The sequence below is a fragment of the Flavobacterium cellulosilyticum genome, from assembly GCF_004349355.1.
In the GTDB taxonomy this organism is placed as follows: Bacteria; Bacteroidota; Bacteroidia; order Flavobacteriales; family Flavobacteriaceae; genus Flavobacterium; species Flavobacterium cellulosilyticum.
Window position 1 is genome coordinate 21796 of sequence record NZ_SMFK01000016.1, and the last position, 15937, is coordinate 37732.

The following is a 15937-nucleotide window of genomic DNA, read 5'->3' on the forward strand; positions in this document are numbered from 1 at the left end:
ACAATTAGATATGAAAACCTTTAAATTAATCCCTGTTTTACTCCTTTTTATATTGAATTCTTGCAGTTCAGTAAATGTATTTTCTGATTTTGACAAAAATGTTGATTTTAGCCAATATAAAACATATGCCTTTCACAAGTCAGGAATTGATAAAGTTCAAATATCTGACTTTGACAAGAAACGAATTCTAAATGCAATTGACACCGAACTTTCAAAAAAAGGAATGATAAAAAGCGAAAACCCTGACTTACTAATTAATTTTTCAACTAAAGAAAAAGAACGTGTTGATGTAAACCAATTTTCATTTGGAATGGGATACGGTTGGGGATATGGCTGGAATCCATATTTATGGGGAGGACAACCTATTGTTAGCACTTCGACAGAAGGAACTCTTTTTATTGATTTAATCGATGCCCGAAAAAAAGAATTAATTTGGCAAGGTGAAGGTGTAGGTTATTTAACAAAAAGTCGCAACGATAAAGAAGCTCGAATAAATGAATTTGTCGCCAAAATATTATCCCAATATCCTCCAGTGAAAAAGTAGGTCCTGATTATAAATAGGTTAAACCGCAGCAGTATTGTTGCGGTTTTTTTATAACCATAATTTAATGCAAAAACTTATAAATATATAAGTATCCGTTCTACCTTTACACAAATTAAATTGTAGCACTTTCACTTTACATTATTTTAAAAAAAAACCAATTAATAAGCGAGAGAGCTACCCTATTTAATAATTATCTATGAACAAATTAGCATTCTTTGCCGTTATTCTTTTTTGTATTGTTTCTTGCTCAAGTATACAATCTACCGCAACTTCTTCTGCAACTCTTCAATTGAAATTCCTCAATTCAATTGAAATTCCCTCTGATCAGGAATTTAAAAACACCCTTGTTGGAGGTTTATCTGGCATTGATTATGATGCGAAAAACGATATATATTACCTCATAAGCGATGATCGGTCGGAGTATAATATAGCACGTTTTTACATTGCTAAAATTCTTTTGACCACCGATAAAATAAAAAGTATTAAGTTTGAAAATGTGGTTTCCTTCAAAAATAAAGCTAAGGAAAATTACAGCAATTGGCAGAAAAAACCTGCTACTTCTATTGATCCAGAAGACATTCGTTACAATCCAAAAACAAAAAATATTGTTTGGAGTAGTGAAGGTGCAAGAGTGATTTCGGACCAAACTACTATATTACAAAACCCAAGTATTCAAACCACTACATTAGAAGGAAACTTTGTCAATAATTATAATTTATCTTCTAATCTAAAAATGCAAAAAGAAGATAAAGGGCCTCGTAGTAATGCTGTTTTAGAAGGAATTACTTTTGATAAAAAATACCGCACACTATTTGCCAATATTGAATCGCCATTATTTGAAGATGATAAAGAAGCCACTACAACCAAAGGAGCCTTAATTCGTATGTATCAATATGAGGTAAAATCGAAAACGAATACTGCTCAATACGCCTATCTTTTAGACCCAGTTGCCCATTTTCCCATACCTGAAAACGGATTTTCAATTAATGGTGTTTCGGCGATACAGTATTATGACAAAAACCAACTTTTGGTAGTAGAACGTTCCTACTCTGTGGGGACTCAAAAATGCACTATAAAAATTTATTTATGCGATTTTACTAAAGCAACCAATGTGAAAGACTTTACCTCATTACAAAACCAAAAATTCATTTTAGCTTCCAAAAAATTAGTGCTAAACATGGATGATTTAAATGTGTTTGTAGACAATATCGAGGGAATCACTTTTGGTCCAAAACTCGCCAGCGGCAAACAGTCTTTGCTTTTTGTTACCGATAACAACTTCTCGAAACTTCAAAAAACACAAATTTTACTTTTCGAAGTGGAATAAGTAATCTCTCTTTAAAGCTTTATTTTTTGATTAAAATCAGTTTCTTTTTGAATTTCTAGTCCCTCGTATTGTAATTTCCAACCCATGGTGTTGGTGATGATAAGGATTTTTGACAACTCTGAAATCAATCTGTTTTGAGCATTGGATTTTAAGGAAGATTTTTCAATTTTCTTAGCCAAATTAGCTTTAACTATCTTATTGATTTTATTATAATCTTCAGCGGTAAACGGATTCATTTTGCTTTGTTGCACATCAAAATACTGCAAATCAGGACTAATTTTTATTTCTTCTTTTGGGATATTTTTAATCGTAATAGTTTTGTTTTTTTCATCGATATCATATTTTATAAGATGCAAATCGTAGGCAACGGTTACATCGGCATTAACGATTACAATGGCTTTCTTCTCGAAAGAAATCATATCCATTAAATATTTATCTTTATCCTTATAGGTGATCACCTCGGCAAAATGACCTTCTGTAACAACCAGCTTTCCTACGTTTAGAATTTGTTGCTGAATGAGATTGGTATTGTAATCTAAGGTGGAAGTGTCCTCTTTATTTGAATTATAATAGCGATATCCCAAAAATAAAAAAATTACTAAAAGGGCTAGCAATATTAGTTTCCTGTTTTTTGCTATAGTTCTAAAAAAGTTGGGTTTGTTATCCTTATTTTGTGTCATTTTAAAACTGTATTTGAGGGAATTTTGATTCTAAATCCCTTGTTTTTCTGCCTAATTTTTCCATAAATTGCATATGACTTTTTGAATCAGGATTAAAAGGTCTATGCGCTAATCCTTTCTTGATCATACCCACTTCCTCCATAATAGAATGAGTTTCCGGAGAAATATGAGTTTCAGCAAATTGTTCCCAAATATAATCTATCGCTATTTGACTCGGATGAATCATATCCTCAGCATAAAAACGATAATCGCGCAATTCGTCCATCATTATTTCGTAAGAAGGAAAATAATTTAGGTTTTGAGATTTAGGATTTAGAATTTGTTGGATCGCGGTAATTAAGTGTGCTTTACTAAGCTGATTTTCTACAAACCCATCTTTGAGGTGACGCACTGGCGAAATGGTGAAAATAATTTCACAATCGGGATTTATTTTTTGGATGCTTGCAATGGTGTTTTTTATCGATTGGGCAATCGTATCAACTCCTAAAATTTCTTTTTCAAATTCCTTTTGAGGTACTTTATGGCAATTGGCTACTATCGAATTACTGGATCGATTTCTATAAACCCAAGAGGTCCCATAAGTGATAATAAGATGTGTGGAATTTGAAATTTGCTTCAACATTGACGTAATTACCATATTCAAATTAGCAATTAATTCCTCTTTATTAGCATTACTTAAATCCGAATGAGCATCATAACAATGCCAGAGTTCATTTTGAAAAAAAATAGCTGACTCTGAAAATTGTTTTTGGGAAACTGCAAAATGAATTAATTTTTCGATAGCCAATGGGTGAAATAAAATCCCAAAAGGATTGCAGGTGTTTTGAAATTTAAAATAATCAAATTTCTCTGATATATTAACCGCAAAACAAGACCCCAAAGACATAATTTTAGAATTATAATCTATTGGATTTTTACTTTTTAATAAAGGAACTTTTGTGGTGAAATTCATAATTTAATTGCTAATAAAGCATCACAATTTCTTAATATGTTTTTTAATTTTATTCCGTTTTTTTTTACATTAAAAAAAAACAATATAAAAAACACATTTAAAAATTACAAATTTACATGATTTATTAGTTTTAAAACCTGCTTGAATATTTATCTTTCTTTTTAAAAGATTAATAATTTCGGAAAGTTAAACTTTAGATTATAATAATTTGCAATTATAAATTAACTTAAGCAGTAATTGTTCAACTGAAAACATACAAATGGTCAAAAGCAATAAACTCTTTCGACAGAAGAAAATTCAGCTGTAAAAGCTTTCAAAGGAGCTGATCTTTAAGATATTTTTCTAAACTGCACAAACTGCAGCCTAAATTAAAATTAGAACATCTCATAGACAATACTAATTCTTTAAAAAAATCTTAAAATTGATCCTTCCTTAAGTGAAGATGATTTTAAAGTCAAATCTGAAGAATATACCACATCTCAGGATGCTGAAATTAAAACAGCATAAAAGATGATGGGAGTATAAAACTCATTAAATGTCAGTCAAAATACACAAAAAGAAGCGCAATTATAGGCCAATTTAGAATGTATCCCAAATAAAAAACAATCGTGATTTAGCATCTGAACTTTGTTTTTTGTGCGATTTTATTCTATGAAATAGAAAAATAAGTAAATTAATCATAATACAGTTTTGTTTTTAAATGAATTGAACTTCCTCCGTTACCTAAAACTACCTTCTCTGAAATTATTTCTATTGGAAAACCTCCAGATTTATATTTGTATTCGCTTTTAAATAGTTTAATTGACGAAATGACTTGATTAGTATCTAAATTTTTAACTTCAGTTACTTCAGTACTGAGTATGCTATTATTTAATGAAATTGATTTATAATAATTTAGCAATTTATTGAACCCTAAAATATTCCGCAATGCATTGTTTTTATAATCATATTCTAGAGTACTAGATTTCCGACGTAACACTTTATCACTAGTATCGTCAAAAATCAAATCATCTTTAATAAGATTCGCGTCTAGAAAATATAAAATTCCGTGAAAAACTCTAACATCATTGTTGTTTGAATTTTTCATCAATTTTTCATAAGAAATAGAACCATCCGTATTATAGGTATAATTCATAACATCGTTATCAGAAGAAATTATTTTTACTAAATCATTATTAGAATAAATATATTTCAAAGTGTTTTCATGCTTATTTACTTTGTCAAACTCTTCGATTTTTGTTATTAAATCACCAGTATAAAAAAAGTCAGAACGTATAACATTATTATCTATACTTGAAATTTTATTTCCATCATAACTAAGTACTGTAGTAGTTGAAGAACCATCAACATTAACTTCAACTATTTGTTTAAGAAGCTGTAAGTGGTCATCTATATCATTAGTACAAGAACATAGTATCGTTAAAAAAAGGAAAACAATCCAATGGTAGGCTTGAAAGATTTTCATCATAAATATTGATTCAATAATATAACTGAATGGGGCAACTCAGATACAATATCAAAAATATATCAATTCAAAAAAACCCACAAAATTTTCCGCTATTTAGCCAATTTATCAGACCAACAGCGCATTAAAATGATTTTGAATTGAAAAAAAGAATAATATCGCAATAGAATTAAAAATCAAAAACCCCTTTTGTATTTGATTACAAAAAGGGTTTTTGATTTTTTTTTTAAATTGGATTATTTGATAAAGTCAATTGCATGGGTTAATGCTTCCTGAATTCCTTCTACTTTTTTTCCTCCAGCTGTTGCGAAAAAAGGTTGACCACCTCCGCCACCTTGAATGAACTTTCCTAATTCACGAACCACTTGACCTGCATTCAATCCTTTATCAGCAACCAATTCTTTGGAAATATAACAGGATAACATGGGTTTATTTTCATCGGCTGTCGCCAAAACCAAAAAAATATTAGTTCCTAAAGTTCCCAATTCATAAGCCAAATCTTTAGCTCCTTCTGGACTTAGATCAACCTGCGTAGCCAAGAACTGTACTCCGTTTACTTCCTGAAGTTCTTGTGCCAATTCCCCTTTCATATTCTTTGCCTTATCTTTCAATAGCGCTTCCAATTGCTTTTTCAATTTTGCATTATCCTCTTGCAAGGAATGAACTGCCTTTATCACATCTTGAGGATTCTTCAGCGCCACTTTAATTTCACCTAAAGTAGTTTCTTGACTTGCAAAAAAGGCTTTCACCGCATCCGACGTTATGGCTTCGATACGACGAATACCCGCCGCAACTGCCCCTTCAGACACAATTTTGAAATGCCAGATATCGGCAGTATTATTTACGTGAATTCCACCACACAATTCTATGCTTTCGCCAAATTTAATCGCACGAACTGAATCTCCATACTTTTCTCCAAACAAAGCCATTGCACCTTCGTCTAAAGCTTGTTGGATAGGAATGCTTCTTCGTTCTATTAAAGGTAATTGATCTTGGATTCTTGCATTGACAAACTGCTCTACTTCTTGCAATTCATTTTCCGTCATTTTTGCAAAATGCGAAAAATCAAAACGCAAATAATTTGGATTTACTAAAGAACCTTTTTGTTCTACATGAGTTCCCAAAATGCTGCGCAAAGCTTGGTGCATCAAGTGTGTTGCCGAGTGATTTCTAGAAGATAAACGTCGCAAATCCTGATTTACTTGAGCAACAAAACTACCATTGATATTCTCTGGCAACTTTTTGGCAAAGTGCAGAATTAAGTTATTTTCTTTTTTAGTATCTATAATTTCAATCGTTTCATTGGCTGAAACTAAACTTCCTTTATCTCCAACTTGTCCACCACCTTCTGGGTAAAATGGAGTCGCATCTAATACAATTTGGTATAAAACACCGTCTTTTTTAGAATCTACTTTGCGAATACGTGTGATTTTCACCTCATTTTCTGCTTGGTCATAACCTACAAATGTTTCCACATTTCCTGGAATTAAAACAGACCAATCTTCAGTCGAAACTTCTGAAGCGGCACGAGAACGCGTTTTTTGTGCTTGCATCGAAGCGTCAAACTCGGCTTCGTTGAAAGTCATTCCTTTTTCTTTTAGAATCAAAGCTGTTAAATCTTTTGGAAAACCAAAAGTATCATACAATTCAAAAGCTTTTACTCCCGAAACTTCATTTCCTTTTGTGGCTGCAATTACATTTTCGAGCAATTGTAATCCTTGGTCTAAGGTTCTTAAGAATGAAGCTTCTTCTTCACGTATTACATTGGTAACTAAATTTTGTTGTGATTTTATTTCTGGAAAAAAATCGCCCATTTGATCCGCCAAAACAGTTACTAGTTTATAAATAAACGCTTCTTTAGTATTCAAAAACGTAAATCCATAACGAATAGCACGACGCAAAATACGACGAATTACATAACCTGCTCCTGTATTGGATGGCAACTGACCATCGGCAATAGCGAAAGCAACAGCGCGCACATGATCTACGATTACACGAATGGCAATATTGGTTTTGTTTTGCTCTTCGCTAACGTCTATTATTTCGTTTGAACTGTATCTATATCCTGTGATTTCCTCGATTTTTTCAATAAGCGGTGTAAACACATCGGTATCATAATTGGAAGTCACGTCTTGCATAGCCATACACAAACGCTCAAATCCCATTCCGGTATCTACGTGTTGTGCTGGTAATTTTTCAAGTGATCCATCGGCTTTACGATTGAATTCCATAAATACGTTATTCCATATTTCGACAACTTGTGGATGATCTGCATTCACAAGGCTTCGTCCTGAAACAGCTGCTCTTTGGGCATCAGTACGCAAATCGATATGAATTTCTGAACAAGGTCCGCAAGGCCCTTGGTCTCCCATTTCCCAGAAATTATCTTTTTTGTTTCCTAATATGATTCGATCTTCGGGAACGAATTGTTTCCATATATCAAAAGCTTCTTGGTCGAATGGTACGTTCTCCTCTTCGTTTCCTTCAAAAACGGAAACATATAAACGGTCATTGTCTAATTTCAGCACATCGGTCAAGAATTCCCATGCCCATGGCAATGCTTCCTTCTTGAAATAATCTCCAAATGACCAATTACCCAGCATTTCGAACATAGTATGGTGATAAGTATCAAAACCTACATCTTCTAAATCATTGTGTTTTCCTGAAACACGAAGGCATTTTTGAGTATCAGCAATACGATTGCTTTTAGGGGTGGCGTTCCCTAAGAAGTATTCTTTGAACTGAGCCATTCCTGAGTTATTGAACATCAAGGTTGGATCGTCTTTTAGAACTATAGGAGCAGAAGGAACAATTAAATGTCCTTTACTTTCAAAGAATTGTAGATACGCTTTGCGAATGTCTTGTGATTTCATTTTTGTTGTTTAATCGGTTAATGGGTTAATTGTTTAATCGGCTGTCTCGTAAAAACGAATAACCAAATCATCGAAATAACTTTTTATGCCCCAGATAACAGTGGAAAGCTTAGAAGTTTTGAAATTTATTTTTTCTTGAGTTAGCAGAGCGACCGAAGGAAGCTCCTGCTGGCTCATTAGAAAAAAAGATTTCAGGACGAGAACTTGTAACGAATAGCTGGAAAAGGCACATTAAAATAATTATTCTTGAAAAAAGGGTGTAACAAATGAAACATTCATTAAATTTGTTCGACTAACTTTTTACAAGGTGCAAAAATAGGGTATTTTAAAATATGGCGAAAGTAAAATATTATTACGATTCCGAAAATCTAGCATATCGAAAAATTATAACAAAAAAGAGGAAAAAATTTGGATTTGCATTCCTGTTTTTATTGGCTTCGGCATTGTTTGGATTATTGAGTTTCTTAGTATTATTGAACACCCCTTATTTTGAAACTCCAAAAAACAGATCGCAAGCTCGAGAAATCGAAAATTTGAAATTGCGTTATGCTATTTTAGATAAAAAAATGGATGAAGTAGATAAGGTAATTTCATTTATTGAAGATCGCGACAATAATCTTTATAGAGTCTATTTTAATGCTTCTCCGATACCTGAAGTGGAAAGAAAATCTGGTTTCAAGGATATGAATCGATACAAAGATTTAGAGGGTTATAATAATTCGCAACTGGTTATCAATACAACAAAACGTATTGATATATTGCAAAAAGAATTGTCGGTCCAGTCAAAATCATTGGATGATATTTTGAAATTAGCAAAAGCAAAAGACAAATTACTTGCTGCAATTCCTGCCATTCAACCGGTGAGAAACGAAAACTTGAAAAGAATGGTTTCAGGTTTTGGATATCGAACAGATCCATTTACCAAGGCCAGAAAAATGCATGAAGGCATGGATTTTACATCTAAAACTGGAACACCTATATACGCAACGGGTGATGGCGTTATTGCAAAAGCAGATAATACTGCCTCTGGTTATGGGAATCACATCGTCATAAATCATGGATTTGGATATGAAACATTATACGCTCATTTAAGTCGATACAATTGCAAAGCTGGGCAAAGAATAAAACGCGGAGACGTGATAGGTTATGTAGGAACTACTGGTAGATCTGAAGGGCCACATTTACATTATGAAGTACATAAAAACGGAAAAGTGGTTAATCCGCTGAACTTTTATTACGGAAATATTTCGGCGGTGGAATATGTTGCCATTGCACAATTAGCAAACCAAGAGAATCAGTCATTTGATTAATACTGAAATAGTAGGCAGTGGTCAGATAGAAAAAAATAAAGTAAAGATATGCACATAGAACTTTCTCAAGACAAAAGATATTATAGTATTGGCGAAATTGCCAAAGCTTTCGACGTTAATGCTTCACTTATTCGATTTTGGGATAGTGAATTTGACATTCTTAAACCAAAGAAAAATGCCAAAGGCAATCGAATGTTCACGCCCGAAGATGTGAAAAATTTAAAATTGATTTATCATTTGGTCAAAGAAAGGGGTTTTACTCTCGAAGGGGCTAGAACACATTTGAAAGAAGGTCAAAAGAAAACTTTGGATAAATTTGACATTATAAGTAAACTGGAAACGATAAAAGCGCAGTTGATTGGGATTAAAAATGAAATCTGAAAAAAGCAATGATACTAGAAATATCAATGACAATGGCAATTAAAAAAATAAACAAAAACAAATACTAAACTTTAAATTAAACAAAAAAATGGATTTTAAAAAATTTTTACCTTGGATTATTGCAGCTGTTGTGATTTTTGGAATTTACGGCTGGGTTAAAGGAATTAACAATACTGCCGTAACTTTAAATCAAACTATAGAGCAAAGTTGGGGAAATGTACAAACAGCTTATCAAAGAAGGAATGACCTTATTGGCAACTTAGTTAACACCGTAAAAGGGGCAGCTGATTTTGAAAAAAGTACTTTGACAGCAGTAATCGAAGCTAGAGCAAAAGCTACTCAGGTAACCATTGACCCAACAAACATAACTCCTGAACAATTATCACAATTTAATGAAGCCCAAAGTGGAGTGAGTAGTTCATTATCAAGATTACTAGTTTCCGTTGAACGCTATCCTGAATTGAAAGCCAATGCTAATTTCCTGAAATTACAAGATGAATTAGCCAGTACTGAAAACCAAATTCTAACTGCCAGAACACGTTTTAACGAAGCTGTAATGCCTTACAACACCCACATTAAAACGTTCCCGAATTCTATATTCGCTGGAATGTTCGGTTTTAAAGAAAAAGCTTATTTCCAAGCGGTTGCAGGAGCTGAAAAACCAGTTGAAGTAAAATTCTAAAAAAAAATTAAAAATTCATGAGTACCGATTTTTGATTCCAGAATGTTAATTCTGAAATATTTTGCCAGTTCGCTGGCTCTCGAATCAAAAATTGTTACTCTACATTCAAACACAATTTACATGTCAAAAGTTGAAAATTTTTTAACCCAAGAAGAAGAACAAGCGATTGTTGCAGCTATTTGCGTGGCCGAAAAAGAAACTTCTGGCGAGATCCGAATTCACATAGAGAAAACAACTTCCTTAGCGCATTACGATAGAGCTTTGGAAGTTTTTCATTTATTAAAAATGGATGAAACCGACCTCAAAAATGGTGTTTTAATTTATATTGCTGTAAAAGATAAGGCTTTTATTATTTGTGGAGACAAAGGTATAAATGATGTCGTTCCCAGTGATTTTTGGGACTCAACGAAAGATGCTATGGCTACTCAATTTAAAATTGGAAATTTCAAACAAGGAATCATCGATGGTATCACCAAAGCTGGCCAACAATTACAGAAAAACTTTCCGTATCAAGAAGGTGACATTAATGAACTATCTAACGAAATATCAAAAGGATAACCAATGAAAATTTCCAAAAATAAAAATTCAAATTCTAAAGGACTTTTTCAATTCTCTTTTTTGTTAGTCATCTTTTTAACTTTCAATAGTCTTTTTGCCCAATATACCATTCCTGAAATTCCTAAACTTCAAACTTCGGTTTATGACTATGCCAACATTTTAAGTGCTAATGAAAAAGCCCAATTAGAAGAAAAACTCATTCGTTATTCCGATTCTACTACTACTCAAATTGTCGTTATCACAATCGAAAGTTTGAAAGGCGAAGATGTAAGTCAACTCGCGACAAAATGGGGACAAACTTGGGGAATAGGTGGAACTGCAAAAGACGATAACGGCGTTGTTATTTTGGTTGCCAAAGATGAAAGAAAAATTGCCATTAATCCCGGTTACGGACTTGAAGACCGATTGACTGCAGGAATTGGCGGTGAAATCATACGAAATATCATTGTCCCAGAATTCAAAGCCGGAAGTTATTATAATGGATTAGACAAAGGTGCTGATGCGCTGTTTGATGTTTTCAAAGGAAAATACAAAGGCGAAAGAAAAAAAAACAAACAAAAAGACTTTCCTGTTTTACCTATAATAATTATTGTAATTGTTATTCTTGTTATTCTTTCTAAAAACAAAAAAGGGGGTGGAAATTCTGGTAGCTCAGGTGGTGGACCAAGCTTGCTAGATGTAATAATCTTAAGTAGTTTAGGTAGAAACAGCGGCGGAGGCGGATTTGGAGGAGGTTCCTCTGGTGGTGGATTTGGCGGAGGCGGAGGTTTTGGTGGCGGGTTCGGTGGCGGAGGTTTCTCTGGCGGCGGAAGCAGCGGTGGATGGTAGATTAGTGAGCAGTGAGCAGTAAAAGTGGTCAGTGATGAGAAATTAATCAAAAAGCAACAAGATTATTTACATTCATTTTTATCCACAAATTACGCAGCCGAGTTTCGCGAACTTTTAATTAAATTAGCCCAAATAAATCTGAACTAATTTCTGAATAACTTTTTAATCTCTTAAATGAAATTATTCAAAAAAAATCAAATACTCCCCTGTCTCACGGCAGGGTTTTAAAATAAATTTTGAACCATAAATATGTTATCTCACAAAGCCAAATACGCACTTAAAGCATTGCTTTATTTAGCGCAGCAAGAGGAAGGATTCATTGCTAAAACAATGGATATTTCTCAAGGTGCAAATATTCCAAAAAAGTTTTTGGAACAAATTTTATTGGAACTAAAAAGAGGTCATTTTGTGAGTAGCAAACAAGGGAAACTGGGTGGATATTATCTTCTAAAATCTAAAAACGAGATAACATTAGCGGATATTCACCGATTATTTGATGGTGCAATTGCTTTACTTCCTTGCGCCTCTCTTAATTTTTACGAACCCTGTTCTGACTGCACAACCGAGTCTGAGTGCTCACTAAGACTCGGATTATTAACTATTCGAGATGAAACTTTAAAGGTGATGAAGAACATTACAATAGGTTCATTGATAAAAAAATAAAAAAATATTTCATTAACTCTACTAATTATATAGAATTAATTATATATTTGCACGGAAATTAATTTTTAATTCTACTAATTACATGTAATTGGTTATATAGTAAAACAAATAAAATGGGTATATCAATTTTTAAATCTAGGTATGAAAATATAATCATGTGCCCAAGGGCATAGTATAAAACAATTGGAACTTTTGTTCATGAACAAAACCCTACAGCTTAAAAAAACATAAACATATCTAGAATTAAAAAAACAAAAAATGAATTCAAAAAAACAATTCTTAATCATCCTTACCTTTTTTAGTATTGGAACAGCAATTGCACAATCTACAGATGATTTATTCAACATACTAATACAAAAAGGGCTAATTAAACAAACCGAAGCAGATTCCATAAGAGCTAATTACGCGATAAATCAACAAGCAAAACCAAAAGACAAAACGTTTCAGATTGATTTGCAAATTAAAAACCGATTTGAATACCGAGATGGATATGGATCTATTCCAACCGATGCAACTGTACCAGCTGCTTTTGTAAACCAACGTAGTAGGTTAAACTTTAGCTATCAACATGGAGACGCCTTTAACACCGTACTTTCATTACAAGACGCACGTGTTTGGGGTTCACATGATCCAAGAGGCTTAGATGGCACTATACAATTATTTGAAGGTTATGTAGAGCCTTTTATAACACCTAACTTCTCAATCCGTATAGGTCGACAACGTATCGTTCTTGACAATCAAAGGCTTTTTGCTGAAAATGAGTGGCGAGTAAATGCAAATGCACATGACGCAATAAATTTTAGATACTATAAAGGAAAAATAAGTTTAGAATTAATTGGAGCCTTTAATCAAACCTCCGAGCGTATTTTTGGGACTGACTATTCCCCTAATCAATTGAGTCTTACACCAGCAAATGCAACACCAAGTGCCTGGACAAATTACAAAACACTTGCTGTAAGTTATGTGAAATATGAATTTACACCAAAATTTACAGCAACGAGCATTGTAGCTGCAGATGGATATCAGAGTAAAACAAATTCAGAAAAAACAGTTTGGAGACTAACTTATGGAGGTCGTTTAGAATACACCTATGGAAACTGGTATGCAACAACTAGCGGGTATATTCAATCGGGTCGAAATAATACTGAAAAATCACTTAAAGCTTGGTATGTACAACCAGAAATTAAATTTAACAAAACAAACAGTATTTCAATCCGTTTAGGAGCCGAAATCATGAGTGGAGACAATGGAACTATCGGAAATGTAGATCATAATTTTGTGCCTTTATATGGTGTGGCACATCGATTCAATGGATTCTTGGATTTATTTACAAAATTCCCTGCAGATCTAAATAACGCAGGTTTAGTAAATCCATATTTATACCTAACAAAAGTCATTAGTCCAAAATGGGAGGTAAGTTCCAATAGTCATTTATTTTATACTCAAAAAACAGCTATTCTCACTCCAAATCAAAAACTTTCAAAATTCATGGGATATGAGCATGATTTAGTAATTGGCTACAAGCCGAATAACTATACACATGTTGAAACTGGATTTGCATTTGCTTTGCCAACCGAAACCATGACAGCAATCAAAAAGTCTGGGGATGCGGGCAAAATACCAACATGGTTTTACGTACAATTAAAATTCACTCCTCGAATATTCAAAACAGTATTTAACTAAATAAAACAACAGACTAAAGCAGAAAAAACACTGCTTGATTTAAAACCTAAAAAAAAATGAAAACATTTAAAATAGTAGCATTAGCCATTGCAATAGTAACAATAGTCCAAACTGCAAAATCACAAGAATTAAAAGGAAACATCACTATTTCTGGAGCATTTGCCTTATATCCTATAACTGTAAAATGGGCTGAAGAATTTAAAAAAATACATCCAAATGTAAAAATTGACATTCAAGCAGGTGGAGCTGGAAAAGGAATAACCGATGTATTATCTAAAGTAACAGATATTGGATTGGTGTCTCGTGAATTGAATAGTGCCGAATATAAAAAAGGAGCCTACGCAGTAGCGGTAACTAAAGATGCAGTTATTCCTGTAATTAGTGCTTCAAGCCCTTATAAAAAAGCATTGTATGAAAAAGGGGTGCGAAAAGAAACTTTCAACAATATTTTTATTACCGGAAAATATAAAACTTGGAATGCTTTAGGCCTGAAAAGTGATGCTCCAATTCATGTTTATACTCGTTCAGACGCTGCAGGAGCAGCAGAAACTTGGGCAAGCTATTTTGGCAAGAAACAAGAAGATTTACTGGGGGTTGCCGTTTTTGGAGATCCTGGACTGGCACAAGCTGTTAAAAGAGATCCAATTGGTATAGGTTTCAATAACATTGTATACATCTATGACATGAAAACGAATAAAGCTACTAATGGAGTTGTTCCTGTGCCAATTGACCTGAACAACAATGGAAAATTAGATCCAGATGAAAATTTTTATGGTGATATTGACCAATTAATTGCTGCAATTATTAGTGGAAAATACCCTTCGCCACCTGCAAGAGATTTATATTTTGTAACCTCAGGCAAACCAAATAATCCGATTGTTAAAGCATTTATAAAATATATTTTGACTAATGGCCAACAGTTTGTTAATGAAGCGGGATACATCAAATTTTCAAAGGAAAAACTAAGTAAAGAATTAGAGAAAGTGAAATAAGGAAATCTAATTCAAATATTAAACCTGCATCTCGTCATTACTAAAACAAACCAAAGGTTTTGAATAAATTCACGAGTTGTCCTTAATAACAAATAAATGAAAAACATACGATTAGTAAAAGACAATGTATTCGGAAAAATATTCTTTACGCTTACCATTCTTTCCATATCTACTGTAGTCTTTCTTGGAATAGGTTTGTATTATAAATCTATTCCTCTATTAAACAATAGTTCATTATGGAATTTGTTATCATCATCTGAATGGAAACCCTTTAAAGAAGCTTTTGGTTTTTACCCCTTTATTATGGGAACGCTATGGGTAACTGCGATTTCCATTGTGATAGCTTTACCATTATCGCTCTTTACAGCCATCTATTTATCGGAATATGCTTCTATTAGAATTCGAAAAACGGTGTTGCCATTGATCGAATTATTGTCAGGGATCCCACCTGTGTTATTTGGAGTTTGGGGAGTTTTAGTTATTATTCCAATAATCCAAGATCATTTAGCACCTCATTTTGTGGAATTTACAACAGGATATTCTGTTTTGGCAGGAGGAATTGTATTGGCAATTATGATTTTTCCTTTAATAATAAGCATCTTAATTGAGGTATTCGACAATGTTCCGCAAGAATTGAGAGATGCTTCATTATCGGTTGGAGCTACAAAATGGCAAACCGTTAAAAAGGTATTACTTCGAAAATCAGTTGATGGCATCGTTGCCGCCACAGTGTTGGCAATTTCGAGAGCATTTGGTGAAACCATCGCCGTTTTGATGGTTTGCGGAAACTTGGCACAAGTTCCCAATAGTATCTTTGATTCTGGTTATCCATTGCCTGCTTTAATAGCTAATAATTATGGAGAAATGATGTCAATCCCGATGTACGATTCAGCCTTAATGTTTGCTGCATTACTCCTATTTGTCATTATCTTTTTGTTTAATGCAATAGCGAGATTGATTTTATTTCGAATTGAAAAAAGCAACAATTAATAATTAAAG

15 protein-coding genes are annotated in these 15937 nt (G+C 33.2%); 11 read left to right on the forward strand and 4 right to left on the reverse strand.

All coding sequences use genetic code 11. The features are described from left to right. Nucleotides 1–10: 10 nt before the first annotated feature. Together E0F76_RS16550 and E0F76_RS16555 are read left to right on the forward strand one after the other, a co-directional pair. Entirely contained in the window at nt 11–544 is a 534-nt protein-coding gene (locus E0F76_RS16550) for a DUF4136 domain-containing protein (RefSeq protein WP_132008729.1), read from the forward strand. Nucleotides 545–740: 196 nt separating this feature from the next. Further along, nucleotides 741–1871, forward strand: coding sequence for an esterase-like activity of phytase family protein (locus E0F76_RS16555; RefSeq protein WP_132008732.1), 1131 nt, complete (start codon nt 741–743; stop codon nt 1869–1871). Nucleotides 1872–1882: 11 nt separating this feature from the next. On the opposite strand, the gene E0F76_RS16560 is transcribed toward E0F76_RS16555, so the two are convergent. The 4 genes from E0F76_RS16560 to alaS form a co-directional block, all read right to left on the reverse strand. Then, on the reverse strand, nt 1883–2551 hold the full coding sequence (locus E0F76_RS16560) for a DUF4230 domain-containing protein (protein WP_132008735.1): 669 nt from the start codon (nt 2549–2551) through the stop codon (nt 1883–1885). A gap of 1 nt (nt 2552) precedes the next feature. Continuing rightward, nucleotides 2553–3503: a GSCFA domain-containing protein gene (locus E0F76_RS16565; RefSeq protein WP_132008738.1), complete on the reverse strand. Its 951-nt coding sequence runs from the start codon at nt 3501–3503 to the stop codon at nt 2553–2555. 673 nt (nt 3504–4176) lie between these two features. Next, nucleotides 4177–4971 carry a hypothetical protein gene (locus E0F76_RS16570; protein WP_132008741.1) on the reverse strand — a complete coding sequence of 265 codons (795 nt, stop codon included), beginning with the start codon at nt 4969–4971 and terminating at the stop codon, nt 4177–4179. A 233-nt stretch (nt 4972–5204) separates the two neighbouring features. After that, nucleotides 5205–7841 carry an alanine--tRNA ligase gene (gene alaS, locus E0F76_RS16575; protein WP_132008744.1) on the reverse strand — a complete coding sequence of 879 codons (2637 nt, stop codon included), beginning with the start codon at nt 7839–7841 and terminating at the stop codon, nt 5205–5207. Between the two features lie 332 nt (nt 7842–8173). Here alaS and E0F76_RS16580 point away from each other — a divergent pair, with 332 nt between their 5' ends. The 9 genes from E0F76_RS16580 (at nt 8174) to pstC (ending at nt 15928) form a co-directional block, all read left to right on the forward strand. Beyond that, nucleotides 8174–9151: a M23 family metallopeptidase gene (locus tag E0F76_RS16580; RefSeq protein ID WP_132008747.1), complete on the forward strand. Its 978-nt coding sequence runs from the start codon at nt 8174–8176 to the stop codon at nt 9149–9151. 48 nt (nt 9152–9199) lie between these two features. Then, a complete protein-coding gene (locus tag E0F76_RS16585) occupies nt 9200–9532 on the forward strand; it encodes a MerR family transcriptional regulator (RefSeq protein WP_132008750.1) in 333 nt (110 codons plus the stop codon). Nucleotides 9533–9620: 88 nt separating this feature from the next. Further along, nucleotides 9621–10214, forward strand: coding sequence for a LemA family protein (locus E0F76_RS16590; protein WP_132008753.1), 594 nt, complete (start codon nt 9621–9623; stop codon nt 10212–10214). A gap of 120 nt (nt 10215–10334) precedes the next feature. Further along, complete coding sequence (locus tag E0F76_RS16595; RefSeq protein ID WP_132008756.1) at nt 10335–10772, forward strand: TPM domain-containing protein; 438 nt, start codon at nt 10335–10337, stop codon at nt 10770–10772. 3 nt (nt 10773–10775) lie between these two features. Continuing rightward, complete coding sequence (locus E0F76_RS16600; RefSeq protein WP_132008759.1) at nt 10776–11600, forward strand: TPM domain-containing protein; 825 nt, start codon at nt 10776–10778, stop codon at nt 11598–11600. Between the two features lie 249 nt (nt 11601–11849). Beyond that, on the forward strand, nt 11850–12263 hold the full coding sequence (locus tag E0F76_RS16605) for an RrF2 family transcriptional regulator (protein WP_132008762.1): 414 nt from the start codon (nt 11850–11852) through the stop codon (nt 12261–12263). A 258-nt stretch (nt 12264–12521) separates the two neighbouring features. Beyond that, on the forward strand, nt 12522–13946 hold the full coding sequence (locus E0F76_RS16610) for an alginate export family protein (protein ID WP_132008765.1): 1425 nt from the start codon (nt 12522–12524) through the stop codon (nt 13944–13946). 56 nt (nt 13947–14002) lie between these two features. Further along, a complete protein-coding gene (locus E0F76_RS16615; RefSeq protein ID WP_132008768.1) occupies nt 14003–14938 on the forward strand; it encodes a PstS family phosphate ABC transporter substrate-binding protein in 936 nt (311 codons plus the stop codon). Nucleotides 14939–15034: 96 nt separating this feature from the next. Then, nucleotides 15035–15928: a phosphate ABC transporter permease subunit PstC gene (gene pstC, locus E0F76_RS16620; RefSeq protein WP_132008771.1), complete on the forward strand. Its 894-nt coding sequence runs from the start codon at nt 15035–15037 to the stop codon at nt 15926–15928. The last annotated feature ends 9 nt before the right edge of the window (nt 15929–15937 follow it).

What these genes read in the sequence shown, in the direction of transcription:
- E0F76_RS16550 (WP_132008729.1), top strand. Translation starts at nt 11, where the DNA reads ATGAAAACCTTTAAATTAATCCCTGTTTTACTCCTTTTTATATTGAAT.
- E0F76_RS16555 (WP_132008732.1), top strand. Translation starts at nt 741, where the DNA reads ATGAACAAATTAGCATTCTTTGCCGTTATTCTTTTTTGTATTGTTTCT.
- E0F76_RS16560 (WP_132008735.1), bottom strand. Translation starts at nt 2,551, where the DNA reads ATGACACAAAATAAGGATAACAAACCCAACTTTTTTAGAACTATAGCA.
- E0F76_RS16565 (WP_132008738.1), bottom strand. Translation starts at nt 3,503, where the DNA reads ATGAATTTCACCACAAAAGTTCCTTTATTAAAAAGTAAAAATCCAATA.
- E0F76_RS16570 (WP_132008741.1), bottom strand. Translation starts at nt 4,971, where the DNA reads ATGATGAAAATCTTTCAAGCCTACCATTGGATTGTTTTCCTTTTTTTA.
- alaS (WP_132008744.1), bottom strand. Translation starts at nt 7,841, where the DNA reads ATGAAATCACAAGACATTCGCAAAGCGTATCTACAATTCTTTGAAAGT.
- E0F76_RS16580 (WP_132008747.1), top strand. Translation starts at nt 8,174, where the DNA reads ATGGCGAAAGTAAAATATTATTACGATTCCGAAAATCTAGCATATCGA.
- E0F76_RS16585 (WP_132008750.1), top strand. Translation starts at nt 9,200, where the DNA reads ATGCACATAGAACTTTCTCAAGACAAAAGATATTATAGTATTGGCGAA.
- E0F76_RS16590 (WP_132008753.1), top strand. Translation starts at nt 9,621, where the DNA reads ATGGATTTTAAAAAATTTTTACCTTGGATTATTGCAGCTGTTGTGATT.
- E0F76_RS16595 (WP_132008756.1), top strand. Translation starts at nt 10,335, where the DNA reads ATGTCAAAAGTTGAAAATTTTTTAACCCAAGAAGAAGAACAAGCGATT.
- E0F76_RS16600 (WP_132008759.1), top strand. Translation starts at nt 10,776, where the DNA reads ATGAAAATTTCCAAAAATAAAAATTCAAATTCTAAAGGACTTTTTCAA.
- E0F76_RS16605 (WP_132008762.1), top strand. Translation starts at nt 11,850, where the DNA reads ATGTTATCTCACAAAGCCAAATACGCACTTAAAGCATTGCTTTATTTA.
- E0F76_RS16610 (WP_132008765.1), top strand. Translation starts at nt 12,522, where the DNA reads ATGAATTCAAAAAAACAATTCTTAATCATCCTTACCTTTTTTAGTATT.
- E0F76_RS16615 (WP_132008768.1), top strand. Translation starts at nt 14,003, where the DNA reads ATGAAAACATTTAAAATAGTAGCATTAGCCATTGCAATAGTAACAATA.
- pstC (WP_132008771.1), top strand. Translation starts at nt 15,035, where the DNA reads ATGAAAAACATACGATTAGTAAAAGACAATGTATTCGGAAAAATATTC.